Origin of the sequence: Geothrix sp. (genome assembly GCF_030219325.1) — a bacterium.
Classification (GTDB): domain Bacteria; phylum Acidobacteriota; class Holophagae; order Holophagales; family Holophagaceae; genus Geothrix.
Genome location: NZ_CP126625.1, coordinates 1,028,096 through 1,047,197, shown reverse-complemented (window position 1 = coordinate 1,047,197; position 19,102 = coordinate 1,028,096). Strand labels below are relative to the sequence as shown.

General features: G+C 67.8%; 16 protein-coding genes. 7 read left to right on the top strand and 9 right to left on the bottom strand.

Annotation, left to right across the window (positions count from 1 at the left end; translation table 11 throughout):
• Window positions 1–72: 72 nt before the first annotated feature.
• Entirely contained in the window at window positions 73–885 is an 813-nt protein-coding gene (locus QOZ81_RS04600) for a C-GCAxxG-C-C family protein (protein ID WP_291200897.1), read from the top strand.
• 69 nt (window positions 886–954) lie between these two features.
• Here QOZ81_RS04600 and QOZ81_RS04595 read toward each other — a convergent pair whose 3' ends face one another.
• The 5 genes from QOZ81_RS04595 to QOZ81_RS04575 all read right to left on the bottom strand — a co-directional run bounded on the left by QOZ81_RS04595 (window position 955) and on the right by QOZ81_RS04575 (window position 7,294).
• Window positions 955–2,565 carry a hybrid sensor histidine kinase/response regulator gene (locus QOZ81_RS04595; protein ID WP_291200900.1) on the bottom strand — a complete coding sequence of 537 codons (1,611 nt, stop codon included), beginning with the start codon at window positions 2,563–2,565 and terminating at the stop codon, window positions 955–957.
• Window positions 2,566–2,713: 148 nt separating this feature from the next.
• The gene (locus tag QOZ81_RS04590) at window positions 2,714–4,339 is read right to left on the bottom strand and encodes an ATP-binding cassette domain-containing protein (protein WP_291200903.1); all 1,626 of its coding nucleotides are present in this window, start codon (window positions 4,337–4,339) and stop codon (window positions 2,714–2,716) included.
• 151 nt (window positions 4,340–4,490) lie between these two features.
• Window positions 4,491–6,254 (bottom strand): M56 family metallopeptidase, encoded by a 1,764-nt coding sequence (locus tag QOZ81_RS04585; RefSeq protein WP_291200906.1) that lies wholly within the window; start codon window positions 6,252–6,254, stop codon window positions 4,491–4,493.
• On the bottom strand, window positions 6,251–6,640 hold the full coding sequence (locus QOZ81_RS04580; protein ID WP_291200907.1) for a BlaI/MecI/CopY family transcriptional regulator: 390 nt from the start codon (window positions 6,638–6,640) through the stop codon (window positions 6,251–6,253). Before QOZ81_RS04580 ends, QOZ81_RS04585 begins: the two co-directional genes overlap by 4 nt.
• Window positions 6,641–6,832: 192 nt before the next feature.
• On the bottom strand, window positions 6,833–7,294 hold the full coding sequence (locus QOZ81_RS04575; protein WP_291200909.1) for a single-stranded DNA-binding protein: 462 nt from the start codon (window positions 7,292–7,294) through the stop codon (window positions 6,833–6,835).
• Between the two features lie 98 nt (window positions 7,295–7,392).
• Here QOZ81_RS04575 and QOZ81_RS04570 point away from each other — a divergent pair, with 98 nt between their 5' ends.
• The 4 genes from QOZ81_RS04570 (at window position 7,393) to QOZ81_RS04555 (ending at window position 10,619) form a co-directional block, all read left to right on the top strand.
• The gene (locus QOZ81_RS04570) at window positions 7,393–8,127 is read left to right on the top strand and encodes a gamma-glutamyl-gamma-aminobutyrate hydrolase family protein (protein WP_291200912.1); all 735 of its coding nucleotides are present in this window, start codon (window positions 7,393–7,395) and stop codon (window positions 8,125–8,127) included.
• 168 nt (window positions 8,128–8,295) lie between these two features.
• Window positions 8,296–8,748 carry an anti-sigma factor gene (locus QOZ81_RS04565; protein WP_291200915.1) on the top strand — a complete coding sequence of 151 codons (453 nt, stop codon included), beginning with the start codon at window positions 8,296–8,298 and terminating at the stop codon, window positions 8,746–8,748.
• 110 nt (window positions 8,749–8,858) lie between these two features.
• Window positions 8,859–9,737 (top strand): GGDEF domain-containing protein, encoded by an 879-nt coding sequence (locus tag QOZ81_RS04560; RefSeq protein WP_291200918.1) that lies wholly within the window; start codon window positions 8,859–8,861, stop codon window positions 9,735–9,737.
• 93 nt (window positions 9,738–9,830) lie between these two features.
• A complete protein-coding gene (locus QOZ81_RS04555; RefSeq protein WP_291200921.1) occupies window positions 9,831–10,619 on the top strand; it encodes an enoyl-CoA hydratase/isomerase family protein in 789 nt (262 codons plus the stop codon).
• 5 nt (window positions 10,620–10,624) lie between these two features.
• Here the strand turns inward: QOZ81_RS04555 and QOZ81_RS04550 are convergent, their stop codons facing one another.
• The 3 genes from QOZ81_RS04550 to QOZ81_RS04540 are packed head-to-tail and all read right to left on the bottom strand — an operon-like array spanning window position 10,625 to window position 14,669.
• A complete protein-coding gene (locus QOZ81_RS04550; RefSeq protein ID WP_291200924.1) occupies window positions 10,625–13,393 on the bottom strand; it encodes a serine/threonine-protein kinase in 2,769 nt (922 codons plus the stop codon).
• Window positions 13,394–13,398: 5 nt separating this feature from the next.
• Window positions 13,399–13,701, bottom strand: a complete 303-nt coding sequence (locus QOZ81_RS04545) for a PH domain-containing protein (protein WP_291200927.1) — start codon at window positions 13,699–13,701, stop codon at window positions 13,399–13,401.
• Window positions 13,701–14,669, bottom strand: coding sequence for a transketolase family protein (locus QOZ81_RS04540; protein ID WP_291200930.1), 969 nt, complete (start codon window positions 14,667–14,669; stop codon window positions 13,701–13,703). The genes QOZ81_RS04545 and QOZ81_RS04540 overlap by 1 nt, the downstream gene beginning before the upstream one ends.
• Before the next feature lie 124 nt (window positions 14,670–14,793).
• On the opposite strand from QOZ81_RS04540, the gene QOZ81_RS04535 reads away from it, so the two are divergent.
• Complete coding sequence (locus QOZ81_RS04535) at window positions 14,794–15,792, top strand: hypothetical protein (RefSeq protein WP_291200933.1); 999 nt, start codon at window positions 14,794–14,796, stop codon at window positions 15,790–15,792.
• The gene (gene hrpB / locus QOZ81_RS04530; RefSeq protein ID WP_291200936.1) at window positions 15,783–18,251 is read left to right on the top strand and encodes an ATP-dependent helicase HrpB; all 2,469 of its coding nucleotides are present in this window, start codon (window positions 15,783–15,785) and stop codon (window positions 18,249–18,251) included. The genes QOZ81_RS04535 and hrpB overlap by 10 nt, the downstream gene beginning before the upstream one ends.
• Window positions 18,252–18,413: 162 nt before the next feature.
• Here hrpB and QOZ81_RS04525 read toward each other — a convergent pair whose 3' ends face one another.
• The gene (locus tag QOZ81_RS04525) at window positions 18,414–19,082 is read right to left on the bottom strand and encodes an HpcH/HpaI aldolase family protein (protein ID WP_291200939.1); all 669 of its coding nucleotides are present in this window, start codon (window positions 19,080–19,082) and stop codon (window positions 18,414–18,416) included.
• Between the last annotated feature and the right edge of the window lie 20 nt (window positions 19,083–19,102).

Genomic DNA, 19,102 nt, shown 5'->3' with positions numbered 1-19,102 from the left:
ATTTACCCCCGGGGAGGGCAGGCGTATATTGGCGATGAACTGGTCATCTTTTGCCGTTCAGGAGGATGGATCATGGCCACCGCAGACCTCGACCGCAGACAGATGCTCTTCTACCTCGCGAGCATCGGCGGCATCGCCGCCGCCGGAGGCGCCTCGTCCCTCGTGGCGGGAACCGCGCCGGAACCTTCCCCTTCGGCAGCCAGGGGCGGCATGGCCAAGCTGCCCTGGCCCTACAAGCCCCTGGATCCGGAGGCCATCGGCAACCGCGCCTACCAGGACTACGGCAAAGCCCACTGCATGTACGGCACCTTCGAGGCCATCGTCGGCTCAGTGGCCGAAAAGCTGGGCGCCCCGTACACCGATTTCCCCTTCGAGATGTTCACCTACGGCATGGGCGGCGTCCACGGCTGGGGGACCCTCTGCGGCTGCCTCAATGGCTGTGCCGCCGCCATCCAGGTCCTCAGTGCGAACCCCGAGCCGGTGATCGATGAGCTGTACCGGTGGTACCAGACGGCGGCCCTGCCCGACTTCGACCCCAAGGGCATCAAGTTCAAATCCGTCCAGAGCGTGGCCGGGTCGCCCCTCTGCCACCCTTCCATTGCCAAATGGTGCGAGGCCTCGGGCAAGAAGGCCTACTCACCCGAGCGGAAGGACCGCTGCGGCGTCCTCACGGCTGCGGTGGCCCGGAAGTGCGTCATGCTGCTGAACGATCAGGCGGCTGGCAGATTCGCGCCGGTCACCGTCGTCGATGCCCGCACCAAGTCCTGCATGGGCTGCCATGAGAAGGGCGGCCCCATGGAGAACATGCGCTCGAAGCAGGCCTGCGCCCCCTGCCATTCCGATGAGACGCTGGGCCTGCACGGCCACCAGAAGATCAAGCTCTGAGAGGCCGGGACAAACCCGGAAGGAACCCAGGCCTTGGGGGCCGGGTGCTGCCGGTGGCGGCGGAGGACCCTACTCGGCCTCCATCGCCCGCCGGAGCACCGCCATGAACTGGGAGCCCAGATAGGGCTTGGGCAGGAACCCGGCCAGCCCCCTGCCTAGAAACTCCGCCAGGACATCCTGTTCGCTGTAGCCGCTGGTCAGGATGACCGGGACCTCCGGGTTGACCTCGTGCATGCTGAGGAAGGCCTGGCCGCCGTTCATGCGGGGCATGGTCAGGTCCATCAACACCGCGGACAGTTCCGAATGGCGCAGTTCGAAGATGGCCAGGGCCTCCTTGCCGTCGGCGGCTTCCAGCACGTGGAAACCGAGCCCCTCAGCCATCCTCCTGGCCACATCCCGGGCCGATGGTTCATCGTCCACCAGCAGCAGCAGGCCATGCCCCTGCCACTCCGGGGCCTGGCGATCGGCCACTTCCACCGCCCCTCCGGGAGCCATGGAGGGGAGGAAGAGCCGGAAGACCGAGCCGCGGCCCGGTTCGCTGTAGACCTTGAGGCTGCCGTGGTGGCTCCGGAGGATGCCCAGCATGGCGGAGAGCCCCAATCCCCGGCCCGTGAACTTGGTGGTGAAGAAGGGATCGAAGATCCGCTCCAGCACCTCGCGCGGCATGCCGCACCCCGTGTCGCTCACCTCCAGCGTCACGTAGGTTCCCGCCGCCAGTGGCAGGGTGGGCAGCAGGCCGTTGGTGTAGGACTCGTCGATGGTCTGGACGCCGGTCCGCAGGGTGATCAGGCCGCTCGCCCCTTCCCCGATGGCTTCCGAGGCATTGGTCACGAGGTTCATGACCAGCTGCTGCATCTGGGTGGGGTCGGCCGTGATGAAAGGCAGGTCCGGGGCGAGGTCGTAGCGCACCACCGCCTGCTTGGAGATGGAGACCGTCAGGAGCTGGGTCATCTCCTGCACGAGCCGGTTCAGGTTGACCTCCATGACCTGCAGCCGCCCCTTGCCGGCATAGGCGAGCAGCTGACGCGTCAGGTCGGCGGCCCGCAGGGTGGCCTCCTCGATCTGCTTGAGGATGGGCTGCGCCGGACTTTCCGGAGGCAGCCTCATGGCCCCGATGTTCGCGTTGCCCAGGATGATGGTGAGCAGGTTGTTGAAGTCGTGGGCGATGCCCCCGGACAGGACCCCCAGGCTCTCCAGCTTCTGGGACTGGCGCAGGGCGTCCTCGGCCTCTTTCCGCTGCGTGATGTCGGCCCGGATGGCCACGAACTGGACGGGGGCGCCGTCCTCCCCGAGAAAGGGCACGATGGTGGTGTCCACCCAATAGTAGGTGCCGTCCTTGGCGCGATTCCGGATCTCGCCCTTCCACACGCCCCCTGCGAGGATGGTCTTCCAGAGCTGCGCCATGAAGGCCCTCGGGTGGAAGCCCGAGTTGATGATCCGGTGGTCCTGGCCTAGCAGCTCCTCCCGGCTGTACTTGGAGATGGCGCAGAACTTCTCGTTCACGTAGGTGATGCGTCCCTTGGCATCGGTGACGGCCACGATGGCGTGCTCGTCCAGGGCGCGCTTGAAGTTCTCGAGTTCCCGGATGGCCCGGGACACCCGTGAGAGCGGACGGGTCCCCCTGCCCAGGCCCGCGCCGTCATCGGAGGATGCACCCCTGCCTCCCTGCCGCAGCGTCACGGGTTGCTCACTTTCCAGATCATGGGAATTCAGATCTGGACTCAATATACTTTTTTCACCCCATAGAGCAAGAATGGAGTGTAATTAATTGATTTATAAATAGTTGAAATAGTTTCTCAAAACGACAGGCCCAGTGGATCGGGAAGCCTCAGCGCCCCGTCGGCGCGTTGTACTCCTCGTAGCTGCCCTGGAAATCCTCGATGCCATCGTCGGTGAGGTGCCAGATGCGGGTGGCCACCTCGTCGATGATGTCCTCGTCGTGGGTCACGAAGAGGATGGTGCCCTCGTAGCGCTGCAGGGCGTCGTTCAGCGCGATGACGGCTTCAAGGTCCAGGTGGTTGGTGGGCTCGTCCAGCACCAGGATGTTGGGTTTCTGCAGCATGAGCTTGCAGAAGAGCAGGCGGCAGGACTCGCCGCCGCTCAGCACGTCCGTCATCTTGTTGCCCTCTTCGCCCCGGAAGAGCATCTGGCCCATGATGCCGCGGATCTGCTCCTTGGTGGCCTCAGGGTCGAACTGATGGAGCCAGGTGACCAGCTCGTAGCCCTTGGGGATGCTCTCGGCGAAGTCCTGGGAGAAATAGCCCACGTTGGCCTCGTGGCCCCACTTGACCTGGCCGCCGTCCAGCTTCAGGCCCAGTTCCGTGACCTGGGGCGCGTTGGCCAGCAGGGCATTCAGCAGGGTGGTCTTGCCGATGCCGTTGCGGCCCATGAGGGCCACCTTCTCGCCCCGCTGCACCATGGCCGTAAAGCCCTTGATGACCTCGTGGCGGCCCCCGGTGCCGTCCTTGTCCGTGTCATAGCCCTTCTTCACCCCTTCGAATTCCAGGGCGTAGCGGCCGCCGGGCTTGCCGATGTTGAACTTGATGAAGGGCCGCTGGATGTTGCTGCGGGCCAGGTCGCTGGGCTGCAGGCGCTCCACTTCCTTGCGGCGGCTGTTCACCTGGCTGCTGCGGGTGCCCGCGGCGAAGCGCTGGATGAACTCGTTGAGCTGGGCGATCTTCTTCTCCCGCTGGGCGTTGTCCGACTCGATGCGCGACCGCACCTGGATCTTGGCCATGACCATGTCGTCATAGCCGCCGGTGTACTGGATGATGGTCTGGTAGTCGATGTCGGCGATGTGGGTGCAGACGTTGTTCAAGAAGTGGCGGTCGTGGGAGATCACCACCACCGTGCCCTTGTAGCGGCTGAGGAACTCCTCCAGCCAGTGAATCGAATCCAGGTCCAGGTGGTTGGTGGGCTCGTCCAGCAGCAGGGCCGCCGGATTGCCGAAGAGGGCCTGGGAGAGCAGCACCCGCACCTTCTGGCCGCCCTGCAGCTCGCTCATCTTGCGATCGTGGAGGGACTCGGGAATGCCCAGGCCGTCCAGCAACACCGCCGCATCGGCTTCCGCCGTGTAGCCATCCTCGTCGGCCACCACGCCCTCGAGCTCAGCCACGCGCATGCCGTCCTCATCGGTCATCTCGGCCTTCTCATAGATGGCGTCCCGCTCCTGCAGCGCCTTCCAGAGCCCCGCGTTGCCCATGATCACCGTGTCGATGACGCGGAACGCATCGAAGGCGAACTGGTCCTGGCGCAGGATGCCCATCTTGCGGGGACGGATCACGTTCCCCATCTGCTGCTCCAACTCGCCCGACAGGATCTTCATGAACGTGGACTTGCCCGATCCGTTGGGCCCCGTCAGGCCGTAGCGGCGGCCAGGGTTGAAGGTCGTGGTGACGTCCTCGAACAGGATCTTCGCGCCGTAGCGCATGGTGACGTTCTGCACTGCAAGCATGGAGACTCCCGAACCGGTCATTGTATCGCGGCGGCGTGAATTCTCCGAGGGGTGTTCTCTGGCAGGATGGGCTCCAGACGATGCCCTTGTGGGCACCGTCTGGAGTAAGGCGGCTGCGCCGCAGAACAGATCTTGCCCCTACTGCAGATCCTCAGTGCTGCCCTCTCTGAATTGCCGCCTCGAGTTCCTTCCAGAGCTCGTCAGGGTTCTTGCCTGACAAATCAAGCGAGACATGGTTCTTCAGGCCTGATCCAAGCGGGACCCGCCGACGAACCTCCTGGGGCACACCCGCATCCGGGGTCATTGCCATGAGTTCTTTCAGGGCTTCGAATACCGTCTCCACAGGCACATCCCCGGCCCACACCTGGACGTTCAAGCCCCTGGAGAGCACTCCGATTTCAGCGGTGAACTGGCTGTTCCTCTGGATGATGATCTGTCCGGGTTTCTTGTCTTCTGGCCATTGGCCGAGGAAGTGGAAAGTGTTCCAGGCATGCACGACGCGTTTCACCCGGGCTGGGTCCGCGCCGAGGAAGAGATACACATAGAGCCAATCCCGGTTCTGCTTGGCCAGTTCGGCTCTCGCCTCTAGTCCCTGCTTGGATAGATCCGCCTTCACCTCCAACTCCACATAACCCTTGGCTTCATCCTGGGGTGCCTGATCCAGACGGGTCAGCCCATCGGTGATCTCTGCAGCAGTCAGGCGGTTCACATGGACATAAATGGTTCCGGCCCTCCGCTTGCCGTCCGCAGAATCGCGGTCGTAGCGCCGCAGCCACATGGTCCCTTCGGGTGGCAACTGGCCGTTCACGAAGCGATTGCCCAAGTTGCTGTCGGCATCCTGGACAGGCTTCGCAGTCACCGAGGACATGGGATCGGGTCCAAACGCGTTGCGGGCTTGAAGGGTAAGGAACCCGCCCAGAAGGAGTAGCAGAACCAGACCCGCTCTCGGTGCCAGCGGTGTGGGGGTAATAGGTGAAATGAGTCGTCGAATGCGGTGCATGAACGAGCCTCCGGTGGCGCTCAGGGCCAGGGCCTGGGCGGCATGTCGTGGGGGATCCGGCGGGCGGCAGAGGGCTTCCAGCCGGGTGAGCGCGGCGGCGTAGTCCAGGGCGTCCCCCGTCGTTCGCACCGCCAAGTCGTCACAGCACAGCTCCCGTTCCTGACGGATCTTCGCGGAGACCCACCACACGGCCGGGTGGTAGAAGAGCAGCACTTCGACGCAGGACTGAATGAGGTTGATGGCAAAATCGTGGCGCAGAATATGGGCAAGTTCGTGGGCCAGCACCAGCTCCAGCTGATCGGCCGGCATCCCCAGCAGGGCCGCAGGCGGCAGCAGGAGCACAGGCCGCAGCCAGCCCATGACCGTGGGGCCCGGTACCTTTTCGCAGAGCAGGATCCGGATGTTGCTGACCAGGTTCATGCGCTGGCAGAGGCGTAACAGCCGCAGCTGGATGTCGTCAGACGCAGGCACGGTGTCTGGCCGGCGCCGCAGCCATTGGAGCCAAGCCCAGCCGCTGGCCAGGCGCAGGCTCATGATGGCCACGCCAATGAGCCACAGGCCCACACTCATTGGCAAGAATCCACCCCAAGTGCGGCTCGTTGTGGCCGCACCCTCCATAGGGGAAGCTGACTCCGTCGGGGTGGCGCGGCGGGAGGCACGTGCCACTTGGTCCGATGATTCGAGGATCACCCGGCTCGCGGCCTGGGGCTGCCCCAATCGGTACCAGGTGGCCACGGGTGCGACTGCCATAGCCAGCAGGACCGCGCAAGCCAAGCCATAGCGAAGTCGAGGTGACCGCCCCTTGATGGACCACAGGATCAGGGCCAGGGCACCCGCCAGGACTGCGCCCTGCCAGAGGAAATGCATCAGCGTCCATCCCGTCCTCAGCACCAGGGGCAGATCAATCCAGGTCATTTCCGCCTCCGCTCCAACCGCGCCTGATCGATGAGGGCCTGGATCTCGTCCAGCTCCGAGGCGCTGGGTCGCTTTGCGTGGAGCGCGTGGGCCAGTAGTTGGAGCGCGGAGCCCTCGAAGGCCTTGTCCACCAGATCGCGGACCATGCTGCCCCGGGTGGCCTGGGGCGCTTCAGCGGGCCGGTAGACGTGGCTCTTGGCACTCTCGTCGCGGCGCAACAGGCCCTTCTCCGCCATGATCTGCATGGTCTTCAGCACTGTCGTATAGCCCTGCTGGCGCTCCGCCTGCAAGGCCCCATGAACCTGCCTGACCGTGCCCTCACCCAGGCGCCAGAGCACACGCAGGATGGCCAGTTCAAAATCCGAGGGACGGGGCAGTTCGGGCATGAGAACTCCGGGGCTCCACAAACCTACGGCTTCGTCCGTAGATTGTCAACGGACGTTTCCGTACATCTTCCTCTGAGGCCTGGCCTGGAGTTAGGCGGCTGCGCCGCCAAGCAGATCTTCCCCTGACTTCAAAACGGCGCCTGAGGCGCCGTTTTGAAACCGTGCCGACATGTGCGGCGGAACCACGCCCGATCAGAACGGGATGTCGTCATCCGGGAAGCTGTTGTTGCCGCCCGCGGGGCTGGGGGCGCCGTGGTCCTCGAAGTCCTGGCCACCGGAGTTCTTGCCGCCGTAGCTGCCGGAGTCGCGGTTGCCGTCTTCCATGCGGCCCAGCATGACGAAGTTGTCGCAGCGGATGTCGCAGGCGGTCTTCTTCACGCCGGCCTGGTCGGTGTACTCGCGGTACTGGATGCGGCCCTCGATCATCACCTGCTTGCCCTTGCGCAGGTACTTCTCGGCGATCTCGGCCTGCTTGCCCCACACCACGATGTTGTGCCACTCGGTCTTGCTCTGCTTCTCACCGCTCTGGTTCTTCCAGGTCTCCGTGGTGGCCACGGAGAAGCGGGCGACGGTCTGCCCCGAAGGGGTGGACTTCAGCTCGGGATCGCGCCCGAGGTTGCCGATGAGCAGCACTTTGTTCAAGGATCCGGACATGTGTCCTCCTTTTGTATAGGCGGAGCTCTCCGCCTCACCGTCGACTCAGACCATCTGAGGGGGTGGTAGGGTGATGAGGTTTGCGCCGGGGAATGGACATGTCAAGCGGCAACTCAAAGCTCCTCGTGAGCTGTAAAAACAAGTCGGGCGCGGAGAAGCATTACCTCCCCGCGCTGGAGGCGGCGGGCTGGACCGGCCCCACCCTGCTGGTGGCCCCTGGCGATCCCGCGCCGGACCTGGCCGGCGCGGCGGGCCTGCTGCTCACGGGCGGCTACGACATCCACCCCCGCCACTGGGATGCGGACGAACCCGTGCATTCGAAGGCCGAGGTGGACGCTGAGCGCGACGACTTCGAGCTTCCCCTCATCCGCGCGGCCTGGGAGCGGAACCTGCCCATCCTCGGCATCTGCCGCGGCGAGCAGATCCTCAACGTGGCCCTGGGCGGCAGCATGATCCAGGACGTGCCGGACCACTACGGCTGCGAGGACACCCGCCACCAGCACGGGACGCCGGAGGTGCCTGACATGCATCACCGCGTGCAGCTGGCCCCCGGTTCGCGGCTGCGCTCGCTGCTGGGCGAGGACGTCTTCCTGGTAAACAGCCGCCACCACCAGGCCGTGAAGCGCGTGGCGCCACCCCTGGTGGCGGTGGGCTGGCACCTGGACACCGCCCACCCCGACACCGGCCCGATCATCGAAGCCGTGGAAGCCGCCGATCCGAAGCGCTGGGTCTTCGGCGTCCAATGGCATCCCGAGAACCTGGTCAACCTGAAGGGCCCCGCAGGGGACGCGGCGAGAGATCTGTTCGCGGCGTTTGTAGAGGCCCTCGGATGATCCTCCAGATGCATCAGTGACTCATTCAATTTGGCCACCAGGTCCTTCAATCTGATGCCCCCAGAGCTCCACCAGGTCGAGGGTTTTTATTCGTAAAATATAATAACAAACAAATTAACGCGTGGACCGAGAATTGCACCCTTGGCTCTGTCCTTGAGGAGACAGATCATGAGCCTGCATTACTCCAAGCTTTTCCCCGCGGCCCTGGTGGTCGGCGTGATCGCCATGGCGGGCGCCCAGTCCGGTTGCCAGAAGATGGCGTTCTGGCGTGCCAAACCCCAGGAGATGCACGCCGCTTCCGACGTCCCCGCGGGCCAAGGCACGGTCAGGGTCACCAACGGAGACAACGGGAACTCCAAGGTCTCCATCCGGGTGAAGCACCTGGCACCCCCCTCGAGAATCGCACCGGATTCCACGGTCTATGTGGTCTGGTTCCGGCCCGTGGATGGGGACAGCCAGAATGTCGGCGCCCTGGTCCTGAACAGTGATCTCGAAGGCAGCCTGGACACCTTGACCCCCCATCACCGGTTCCGGATCACGGTCACGCCCGAACCCAATGGACAAGCGGCCTCCCCCACCAACGAGCCGGTCTTCACCTACAACGTGGAGAGCAACAAGTAGGCTCCCCGCAGGCCACCCCGGAACCATCCGGGGAAGCCCGGACGCCCCGCAGCGCCTTCCCGGGAGGCGCTGTGCCTCCGGAACCCCTCCCGGACCCAGTCGAGGAGCCCATGGCCACTGTTCCACCGCCGCCGACCTCCGCAAGCACCCGACCGGCCAAGTCTCTGGATCATGTGCTCGGGCAGAACGAACACGTCGAGGGACTGGTGGCGGCCAGTGCCGAGGACTTGGCCACGGTCAACCTGGCGCTGAAGCAGGAACTCGCGCAGGGTAATACGGGCCCTGGGATGGAGTCTGCCATCGAGAAAAGCGAGGCCGTCGAGGAGAAGGTGCTGGAGGCATCCGAGAAACTGTCGGACGTGAATGAGGCCCTGAAAGATGAAGTCAGGGAGCGCAGTGACCTGGAAGCCGAACTGGCAGCCGTCAAAGAGCAGGGGCAGGCCGATCACCACGCATCCCTCCACGACCTGTTGACGGGCCTGCCCAACCGCGCCTTGTTCAACGACCGACTGGAGCATGGCCTGGCCCAGGCTCTCCGGCATGGCTGGCTCCTGGCGGTGATGTTCTTGGACCTGGACGATTTCAAGACCATCAACGACTCGTATGGGCACGATGCAGGCGATACCGTTCTGCGGACCGTCGCGGACCGCCTGCGCGACATCACGCGGCACGACGACACCGTCAGCCGCCATGGCGGCGATGAATTCACGTACCTGCTGATGGAGGTCAAGCATGAGCGGGATGTCGCTCTCATCGCGGGCAAGCTGATTGAGGCGATCAGAATGCCGTGCCACCTGGAAGTGGGCGGCCATCGCATCAGCCCATGCCTCCAAGCCAGCGTCGGAATCTCCCTGTTCCCGAGGCATGGCACCACTGCCGAAGCCTTGATCCACCGGGCAGACGCAGCCATGTATGAAGCCAAACGAAACAAGGCGGGGTTTTCCTTCGCGAAATTGGCTTCGGGATACCTGGAACCATCTACGTCCTGAGGGCCCGGCAGACGGGTTCAGCACCTGAAGGGCACCCTGGGGCAGGCGACTTTGGGCACTATGGATGGGCCCCTTAGGGCTCCCGGAGCCTTCATGCCCACGCCCATCCTTTTCGACGTGCGCGACCGAGTCGCCACGCTAACGCTGAACCGGCCGGACAAGCTGAATGCGCTGGTGCCGGAGATGACGGAGGGCTTCGAGGAGGCCCTGGCGAGGTCGGCAGAGCCGGGCGTGAAAGCCCTGTTCCTGCGGGGCGAGGGCCGGGCCTTCTGCGCGGGCGGCGACATCGGGTGGCTGGCGAAGGCGCTGGCCGAGGGCCGCTGGAACGAGCTGGAGGCGCTGCTCGACCTGGGCGTCTCCGTGGCCCATGGCCTGGCCACCCTGCCCAAGCCTGTGGTGGCGGTGGTGCAGGGCCCTGCCGCGGGCGCGGGCATGAGCCTGGCGCTGAGCGCCGATCTGCGCATCGCCACGCCCGAGGCCCTGTTCAGCATGGCCTTCGTGAAACTCGGCCTCCACCCGGACTGGGGCGGCAGCGTGGGCCTGTCGCGTCTGGTGAACCCGGCCCTGGCCGCGGAGCTGATGATGACCGGCGACACGATCGACGCCGCGCGGGCCCAGGCCCTGGGCCTCGTGAACCAGATCGTTCCGGCGGATCAGCTGGAGGCCGCGGTGGAAGCCCTGGGCCGCCGCCTCGCCGCCGGCCCCGCCGGGACCTTCGCCCGCATCAAGGCCACGCTGCTGCGCAACCAGGGGCTGGATGCCGAGGGTCTGCGCGCCCGCCTTGAGGCCGAGGGCGCCCAGATGAAGGCCGCCATGCGGCACCCGGATGCCAAGGAGGGACTGGCCGCCTTCCTGGAGAAGCGGGCGCCGCACTTCGCCTAGGATTCCTACCGGCCGGAGTTCCCGAGGAAGTGGGCCCGGGTCTGATCGAGCTCGGCCCGGAGCTCGGGGGCCTGCCGACGGGGATCGGCCATGCCTTTGCCCAGCTCCGACAGGGCCGTCTCCCTCTGTCCCGCCTTGAAGGCGAACCAGGCCCGGGACCGGTACACGTAGGGCGTGTCGCTTTCCCCGGGAGGCAGGCTGGCCAGGATCTTGGCCGCCTCCTTCGCATCGGGCCGTGGCATCCGGACGAGACACTCGGCCAGCGCCGCCTGGGCGTTGACGCGCACCTCGGGGGTCACGCCCTCGGGAAGCAGCGCGAGGACCCTGTGGAAGCCCTCCCGGGCCTCCTTGAACCGCTGCCGGAGCCGGTCCAGGTCCGCGGCGTAGAACTGGCATTCGGCCTCCACGGTCCGGAGACCAGCGGCCTTGGCCAGGTCCATGGCCCGCAGGTGGAAGTCGGCGGCCTCCGGGATCTGGCCCTTCATGGTGGCGAGGATCCCCAGGTTGCGGAGGCAGGAGACCTGGCCGCCCTTGTCGCCCAGGGCGGCGCGGAGGGTCAGGGCCCGGGTCAGCAGGCCCTCGGCGCCCGGCAGGTCCCGCGTCATGAGGGCGACCACGCCGAGGTTGTTCAGGGCCAGGGCCTCGCCCGAGCGGTTGCCCAGGCCCTGTTGCAGCTTCAGGTTGGTCCGGTACAGGGCTTCGGCCGCACCCAGATCGCCCCGCTTCAGGGCGAGGTTGGCCAGATTGTTCTGCGCCAGGGACAGGTAGACCTGGTCGCCCGTCTGCTGACTGAGGGCCAGGGAGCGCTCGTAGAACCGGTTGGCATCCTCGTTCCGGCCCCGCTCGGCGGCGATGAGCCCGAGGTGGTTGAAGGAAATGGTCTCGCCGTCCCGGTCCCCGATGGACTGGGCCAGCACCAAGGCGGCCTCCCGCAGCCGTTGGGCCTCGTCCAGCTGGCCCAGGTCCTTGGCCAGGTAGGCCTTCAGGCCCAGGGCGCGTCCTTCCGCCCAGCGGTCGCCGGTGGCCCGGGCCGACATCAGGGCCCAGTTCGCCACCGCCGGAGCCTGCTCGCGGCCCAGGCGGCGGAGGCAGGCGGCATAGCCCGAGACGGCGCTGGAGAAGGCCGGCGCCTGCATGGCCGCATCCCGCAGGAAGGGCTCGCTGCCCTTGAAGTCGCCCTTGAGGAAGAGGGCCTTCCCGTTGGCATAGGTGGCGAAGACCCCGGGCGGGATCGGCAGGTTCTGGGTGGCGCTCGAGCGGAGTGGATCCACCTTGCGGAGCAGGTCGTGGGCGGCGGGATCCACCAGGGCGTAGGGGGCGAAGTTCGCCTGGCGGGAGGCTCTCGCGACGCCGGTGAACCGGGTCCGCCCGCTCTGGTCCACCAGCTCGTAGCTGAGCACGTGGGCCGGGCCCGAGGCATCCTGGCTCAGCGTCCCCCGCAGGAGGAGGCGGGCACCCAGGGCCGAGGCGATTCGGGCCTGGCCAGTGGGTTCCAGTGCCTCAGAAGGGTTCATCCGCAGGCCGCTGATGGCCCGGCTCACCGCTTCGGGTTCCACCACGGCCATGCGCTGGGACCCGTTCAGGGCCATGGAGAGCAGCTCGGTCATGCCCACGCCCACCAGGGCATCGAGGCTTGGATCCCCCGTCAGGTTCCGGATGGGCATGACCGCCATCCGGGGCGGCTGTTCCCGGCCCAGGTCGGCGATGATGCTCCGCCCGAAGAGGTAGTAGCCGGGACCGGCCACCAGGATGACGCCTGTGAGGGCGGCCACGGCCCACCAGGCGGCGGGGGTGCTGGCCAGCTGACGCGACAGGACCTCCGCCACCTGTTGGCTGGTGGGGCGCTGGTCCGCCTTCTTATGCAGCATGGCCCGCAGGAGGCCTGCCAGGCGCCGGGGGAGCTTGTGGCCCCGCAGCGGCTTGAGCTCTCCTTCGATGGTCGCGGCCATCCTCGCCTGCCCCTCGCCCGGGAAGGGCTGGTCACCCAGGAGCAGTTCCCAGGCCACCACGCCCAGCGAGAAGACATCGCTGGGAGGGCCCACCCGCTTGCCCCGCATCTGCTCGGGCGAGGCGTAGGTGGGGCTGCCCATGAAGGTGCCGACCTCGGTCATCTCCCCCCAGCTCGACGGCTGTGATGAGGAGCCCGGCGCAGACCCCAGGCTGGTCTTCTCCTCCGCGCGGAACGCGGCGGTCTCCGCCTGCGTGAAACCCCCCTCGACCTGGGCGGCGATGCCGGAGAGGTTCGGGACGTTGTCCGTGGAGGTCTCGCCCGGGTCGGGCGTGGCGTCCACGAGGCGGGCCAGGCCGAAGTCCAGCACCTTGACCTCGCCGCCGGCATCCAGCATCACGTTGCTCGGTTTCAGGTCCCGGTGGACGATCCCCTTCGCGTGGGCGGCTTCCAGGGCATGGGCGATGGACCGCAGGGCCTCGAGCTTCTGCCGGAGGTCCATCGTGGGGGCCCGGGCGGAGAGGGTCTCACCCTCGATGAACTCCATGGCGATGTAGGCGCTGCCGCCGGCCTCCACCCAGTCATGGACCTGGCAGACGTTCCGGTGATTGAGCTGGGCCAGGGCCATGGCCTCCCGGCGGAACCTGGCGGTACTGGCCACCTCTCCAGCCTGGCCCAGGCGGATGGCCTTGAGGGCGACCTTGCGCTCCAGCACCGGATCCCAGGCCAGGTAGACGGCCCCCATGCCGCCCTGGCCCAGGAGGGAGCGCACCTGGAAGCGGCCGACTTCCGTGCCCGGCGCCAGCTGGGTCCGCCCAGGCCTCACGGCTGCTACCTCATGCCCCGGCTCTGGGCCGCCTCGATGAGTTCCTTGATGCGACGGGCATCGGCCTTGCGGTGGCCGTGGCTGGTGAGGGGATCGCTGCCACCGGTGCTTTCCACCAGGATGTCGGCCCAGAAGAGGCCCGTGTCGATGCGCACGCTGGCGACCTTGGACAGGTGGATGCTGATCTCGTTCACGGTGAACCAGGATCGCTTGCGGCGGACGACGGCGGCATCCGTGACTTCGATGACCGTCGTGAACAGGTGGTTGCCTCCGGTCCAGCGGCTGGCCTTGAACGTCTCGGTGGCCATCAGAGCGCGCTCTTCGCGGCGGCGGCCACGGCCTGGGGCGTGACCCCGTAGGCGGCCAGCAGCTTCTCGGGCTTGCCGCTCTGGCCGAACTGGTCCTGCACGCCCACGCGGTGCACGGGCATGGGGTGGGCTTCCGAGAGGATCTCCGCCACGATGCCGCCCAGGCCGCCGTGGGCCTGGTGCTCTTCGCAGGTGACGACGGCCCGGTGGGTCTTCGCCAGCGCGATGAGCGTCTCGCGGTCGAAGGGCTTGATGGTGGGCGTGTGCAGCACGGTAGCCTCGATGCCGTCGACAGCCAGCAGCTCCGCGGCCTCCAGGCAGATGGAGGTGCCCAGGCCACAGCCCACCAGCAGGACATCCTTGCCAGGCCGCATCACCACGGCCTTGCCGGCCTCGAAGCGGTAGTCCGAACCGTGGATGCGGGGGAACTTGTCGCGGGTGAGGCGGACATAGACGGGGCCCTGGTGGGCGTAGGCGAAGCGGATGGCCTGCTTCGTCTCGATGGCATCGGCGGGGGAGATAATGGTCATGCCCGGGATCATCCGCATGAGGGCCAAGTCCTCGAGGCACTGGTGGGTGCCCCCGTCCTCGCCCACGGTGAGGCCCGCGTGGGTGGCTACGATCTTCACGTTCTGGTGGCCCACGCCCACGGCCTGGCGCACGAACTCATAGGCGCGGCCCGTGGCGAACATGGCGAAGGTGCTGAGGAAGGGCACCACGCCCGTGGTGGCGGCCCCGGCGGCGGCAGCCACCATGCCCTGCTCGGCGGCGCCCATGTTGAAGAAGCGCTCGGGGAAGGCCTTGGCGAACTTGCTGGTGCGGGTGGAGCCGGCCAGATCCGCGTCGAACACGATGATGTTGGCGCCCTCGTTCCCCAGCTCCACCAGGGTATCGCCGTAGGCATCCCGCAGGCTGTCCATGACACCGCCCACCTTGCCGCCCACGCCCGCCGTTTCCATGCCTGCCATGACCACTCCCGTCGAATCTCCCATTCTACGCGAGGCGGCCCGGAAGCGCTGCCGCTCAGCGGCAGCGGGAGGCGGATCGCCGGGCGATCCGCAGGAAAGGGCCTGGAGGCCTTAGGCTGGAGATATGGCCTCGCGCGTCCGCCCCTCGTCCCTGCTCTGGGGACTCTTCCTTGCCCTCGGCGGAGTGGCTCTGGTCTTGCGTCTGTGGGCACCCAGGCACCCGGCTCTGACCTGGATCACAACTTCCCTGCTGACGCTGCTGGCCATGCGACTGGTCACGCTGGTCCACGACTGGCGGCTTGGACGGATCCCGGGCACACGGATCCTGCTTCCGGCGCTGATCCTGACCGAGGGATTGGGGCTGGTCCTCACCCAAGCCTCGCACCGGGCCCTCCAGCTGCGGGTGGGCACGGCGCTGATCCTTGAACTGCTGCTCCTGATCCTGGCCATGAGGGCATGGCGGACCGCCAGGGCGCTTCCCGGAATCTGGCCCGAGGACCGCATCGCCACTGCCTTCGAGGCCTTCGTCCCGCCCCGCGCGGCCCGCCTCATGGCCCTGGAGCTGGTGATGCTGGGCAGCGCGGTCCGGTTCCTCTTCGGGGGCTTCCGCGAGGCCGCGCCCGCGGGCTTCACCCACCACCGCGAAGCCGCCCTGCGCGCCATTCTCCCGGCCGTTCCGCTGATGATCCCCGGTGACTTCCTGCTGATGAGAGCGATCTCGACGGGGCTGGCGCCCTGGCTGCGGTGGACGCTGCATGGCTCCACGATCTACGCGGTGCTCTGGCTGGTCGGGCTCTATGCCACGCTCAAGGCCCGGCCGCATCAGTTCCGCGAGGGCAGGCTCGAACTGCATCTGGGCCTCCTGAAGTCCGCCATCGTCCCCGTCAGCCGCGTCCTTTCCGCCTCGCCCCTGCCCGAGTTCGAAGACGACTGGGCCCGGCATGCCCACATGAAGGGCGTGGCGAAGCTGGTGGCCAAGGGGAATGCCGTTCTTGAGCTGAGGCTCTCGGAACCCATCCAGGTGACGGGGCTGCTGGGTCCGGGTCGGCCGACCCGGCGCCTGGCCGTGTCCGTTGACGATCCCGCCGCCTTCCTCGCTGCCCTGGGCCAGTCATGCGCCTGAGCCTGCCCATCGATCCCCTGCTGCCGCGGCTCGTGGAGAGTCTGCGCCGGCGACCGAACCTGGTGCTGCAGGCCGATCCCGGCGCGGGCAAGACCACCCGCGTACCCCCGGCCCTGCTGGAATCTGGCCTGCTGGGGGAGGGCGAGTGCTGGATCCTGGAGCCCCGCCGCCTGGCTGCGCGCCTGGCCGCCACGCGGGTGGCGGACGAGTTGGGCGAGCTGCTGGGCCAGCGGGCGGGCTATGCCGTGCGCTTCGAGCAGAAGGTGTCCAAGGCCACGCGCCTGCGCTTCGTCACCGAGGGCCTGCTGCTGCGGCGCCTGCACGGCGATCCTGGCCTGCGCGGCATCAGTGCCGTGGTGCTGGACGAGTTCCACGAGCGGCACCTGCACACGGACCTCGCCATCACCCTGCTGCGCCGGCTCCAGCAGGAGACGCGGCCCGATCTGAAGCTGCTGGTGATGTCCGCGACGCTGGACGCCGGCCCCGTGGCCGCCTACCTCGATGCGCCGGTCATGAAGAGCGAGGGCCGGGTCTTCCCCGTGGACACGGCCTTCCTGCCGCGACCCGATGACCGGCCCGTCGAGCAACAGGTGGCGGAGGCCCTCGACCGCCTCTATGGGGAGGGCCTGCGGGCCCACACGCTGGTGTTCCTGCCGGGCGCCGCCGAGATCCGGGCCTGCCTGAAGGGCTGCGAGGCCGTGGCGGGGCGCAGGGGCCTGAGCCTGCGGCCCCTGCATGGAGAGCTGTCGCCGGAGGCCCAGGCCCACGCCCTCGAAGTCACTGACACGCCCAAGATCATCCTCAGCACCAACGTCGCGGAAAGCTCCGTCACCCTCGATGGCATCGGCGCCGTGGTTGATTCGGGCCTGGGACGCGAGGCCTCGCACTCGCCCTGGTCGGGTCTGTCGGGCCTGCGCACGGTGCGCATCAGTCAGGCCCGCTGTGTGCAGCGCACGGGCCGCGCGGGCCGCACGGGGCCGGGCCGCTGCCTGCGCCTGTACACCGAGGCCGACTTCGGGGCCCGGCCCGCCTTCGACATCCCGGAGCTGCAGCGCTCGGACCTTGCCGAGCCCCTGCTGGCCCTGCATGGCATGGGCATCGGCCATCCGGAGGCTCTGGACTGGTTCGAGGCGCCTCCCGCGACCTCGATCGGCGCGGCGGAAATTCTCCTCACCCGCCTCGGCGCCCTCGAGGATGGCGCCCTCAGCCCCGTGGGCCGCCGCATGGCGGACCTGCCCCTGCATTCGCGCTTGGCGCGGCTGGCCGTGGCAGGTGAGGACCTGGGCATCCCCCAGCTGGCGCTGCGCGCCGCGGCCCTGCTGGAGACCGGCAGCCTCTCGGCCCGGCAGGGACTAGATCGGGCCCCCGTGAAGACCGGCCATGGCGCGGACTCCGATCTGCTGTTGCGCCTGGATCAGTTCGAGGAGGCGGAAGCCGCCGGCTTCGGGGCCGGGGCCTGCCGGGCCGCAGGGCTGGACGTGGCGGCGGTCCAGAGGGCGCGGCGGGCGGTGCAATCCCTGACCAGGCTCCTGCCCTCGCCGGTCGAACCCGCAGATGCGGAATCGCGCCTGCTGAAGGCCCTGCTCCTGGCCTATCCGGACCGCGTGGGACAGCTCTCCGCCAACGGCACCTGCGCCTTCGCCGGTGGTGGTGGCGCCAAGCTGGACCCCGCCAGCCGCGTGCGGCGGCCCGGCCTCATTCTGGCCCTGGAGGCCGAGGCCGTGAAGCAGGGTACCGGCGGCCAGACCCTCATCCGCCAGGCGTCGCGCTGCGAGGCCGACTGGCTGCTGGAGGCCTTCCCCGAGCGCCTGGAGGACATCGACGACGTGGTGTTCCACGCCTCGGCCGGTCGCGTCGAGCGCAGGACCGAGATCCGCTATGACGGGTTGAGCATCGACGTCAGCCGTGGCCCCGCGGATCCGGCGGATCCACGCGTGGCGGACCTGCTTGCGCAGGCCCTGGCGGATCGACCGCTGGACGAGGTGCCTGCCCGCATGCTGGCCCGGCTGGCCTTCCTGCGTCGGCATCGCCCGGAACTGGAGCTGCCCGAGGACCTGCGGCTGCCACTCCTGGCCGGCGCCTGCCGGGGCCGGTCCACCCTGCGGGAGGTCCAGGACGTGGACTGGTCCGCGGCCCTGCGCCAGGCCTTTCCGGCGGACACGCTGCGCCTGCTGGACGCCTGGGCCCCGGAGGCCATCCAGCTGCCCAAGGGGCGCCCCACCAAGGTCCACTACGAAGACGATCCCCCCTGGATCGCCTCACGGCTCCAGGACTTCTGGGGTCTGAAGAAGTCCCCGGCCGTGGCTGGCGGCGCCGTGCCGCTGGTCCTGCACCTGCTGGCCCCCAACATGCGCGCCGTGCAGGTCACCACGGACCTCGCCGGCTTCTGGCAGCGGGTCTACCAGGAGCTGCGCCCGGGGCTGTCGCGGCGCTATCCGAAGCATCACTGGCCGGAGTGAGGGGATCAGTCTGGAGTCTGGAGACCGGAGGTACGAGCAGGGCTCGGTGAATCCAACGGCCGCTCCCATCTGAACGGCCCCAAGGCCATCACTGGCGCGGCCCGAAGGGCCGCATCAGAAAAGCAGTACCTCCAGACTCCAGCCTCCAGACCCCAGACTCTTTCAGCCCCGCAACTCCGCGAGCATCCCCCGCGCCCCGGCCTCCAGCAGCGTGGTGTCCAGGCCCGTGGCCAGCAGGGTGAAGCCCTGGGGCACGTGGGTCAGGGCTTCGGGAGCCGTCATGCGGAAGATGCCGAGGGGCACGTGGGCGCTCCGGCAGGCTTCCGCCACGGCCTCCACCGCGGCGGTGAAGGCCGGGTGCTCGAACTGTCCGGGGAGGCCCAGGCTGTCGGTCAAGTCGTAGGGACCCACGAACACGGCGTCCACGCCGGGCACCCCGGCGATGGCCCCGATGTGGGCCACGGCCTCCCGGGATTCGGCTTGGACCACCACCAGGCCCCGGCCCCGGACCTGCCGGACCACCGCCTCGGCCTGGGCGGCCGTATCCACGTGGGGCAGGATGAGACCCTCTGCGCCGCAGGTGGCCACGGCCTCGAGGATCTCCCCATCCAAGGAGGGAACCCGCACCAGGCAGGGCACCGAACCGCCGAGGGCGCGAAGGGTGGCGGCCACCTCGGCGGGGCCGTAGCCGCCGTGCTCCCCGTCCAGGAAGAGCCAGTCGAAGCCCTGCCGGGCGAGGTGGACGGCCACGGCGGGATGGGGAATCTGGACGAGGGTGCCCAGCAACTGCGCACCGGCGCGAAGGCGGTCCTGGAACGCGGCTCCCGACATGGCATACCCCCCATCCAGCT

Excerpts from the sequence above, each read along its gene's own strand:
- QOZ81_RS04575 (WP_291200909.1), bottom strand. The coding sequence starts at position 7,294 with ATGTCCGGATCCTTGAACAAAGTGCTGCTCATCGGCAACCTCGGGCGC.
- QOZ81_RS04560 (WP_291200918.1), top strand. The coding sequence starts at position 8,859 with ATGGCCACTGTTCCACCGCCGCCGACCTCCGCAAGCACCCGACCGGCC.
- QOZ81_RS04555 (WP_291200921.1), top strand. The coding sequence starts at position 9,831 with ATGCCCACGCCCATCCTTTTCGACGTGCGCGACCGAGTCGCCACGCTA.
- QOZ81_RS04600 (WP_291200897.1), top strand. The coding sequence starts at position 73 with ATGGCCACCGCAGACCTCGACCGCAGACAGATGCTCTTCTACCTCGCG.
- QOZ81_RS04580 (WP_291200907.1), bottom strand. The coding sequence starts at position 6,640 with ATGCCCGAACTGCCCCGTCCCTCGGATTTTGAACTGGCCATCCTGCGT.
- QOZ81_RS04540 (WP_291200930.1), bottom strand. The coding sequence starts at position 14,669 with ATGGCAGGCATGGAAACGGCGGGCGTGGGCGGCAAGGTGGGCGGTGTC.
- QOZ81_RS04590 (WP_291200903.1), bottom strand. The coding sequence starts at position 4,339 with ATGCTTGCAGTGCAGAACGTCACCATGCGCTACGGCGCGAAGATCCTG.
- QOZ81_RS04585 (WP_291200906.1), bottom strand. The coding sequence starts at position 6,254 with ATGACCTGGATTGATCTGCCCCTGGTGCTGAGGACGGGATGGACGCTG.
- QOZ81_RS04545 (WP_291200927.1), bottom strand. The coding sequence starts at position 13,701 with ATGGCCACCGAGACGTTCAAGGCCAGCCGCTGGACCGGAGGCAACCAC.
- QOZ81_RS04565 (WP_291200915.1), top strand. The coding sequence starts at position 8,296 with ATGAGCCTGCATTACTCCAAGCTTTTCCCCGCGGCCCTGGTGGTCGGC.
- hrpB (WP_291200936.1), top strand. The coding sequence starts at position 15,783 with ATGCGCCTGAGCCTGCCCATCGATCCCCTGCTGCCGCGGCTCGTGGAG.
- QOZ81_RS04535 (WP_291200933.1), top strand. The coding sequence starts at position 14,794 with ATGGCCTCGCGCGTCCGCCCCTCGTCCCTGCTCTGGGGACTCTTCCTT.
- QOZ81_RS04525 (WP_291200939.1), bottom strand. The coding sequence starts at position 19,082 with ATGTCGGGAGCCGCGTTCCAGGACCGCCTTCGCGCCGGTGCGCAGTTG.
- QOZ81_RS04570 (WP_291200912.1), top strand. The coding sequence starts at position 7,393 with ATGTCAAGCGGCAACTCAAAGCTCCTCGTGAGCTGTAAAAACAAGTCG.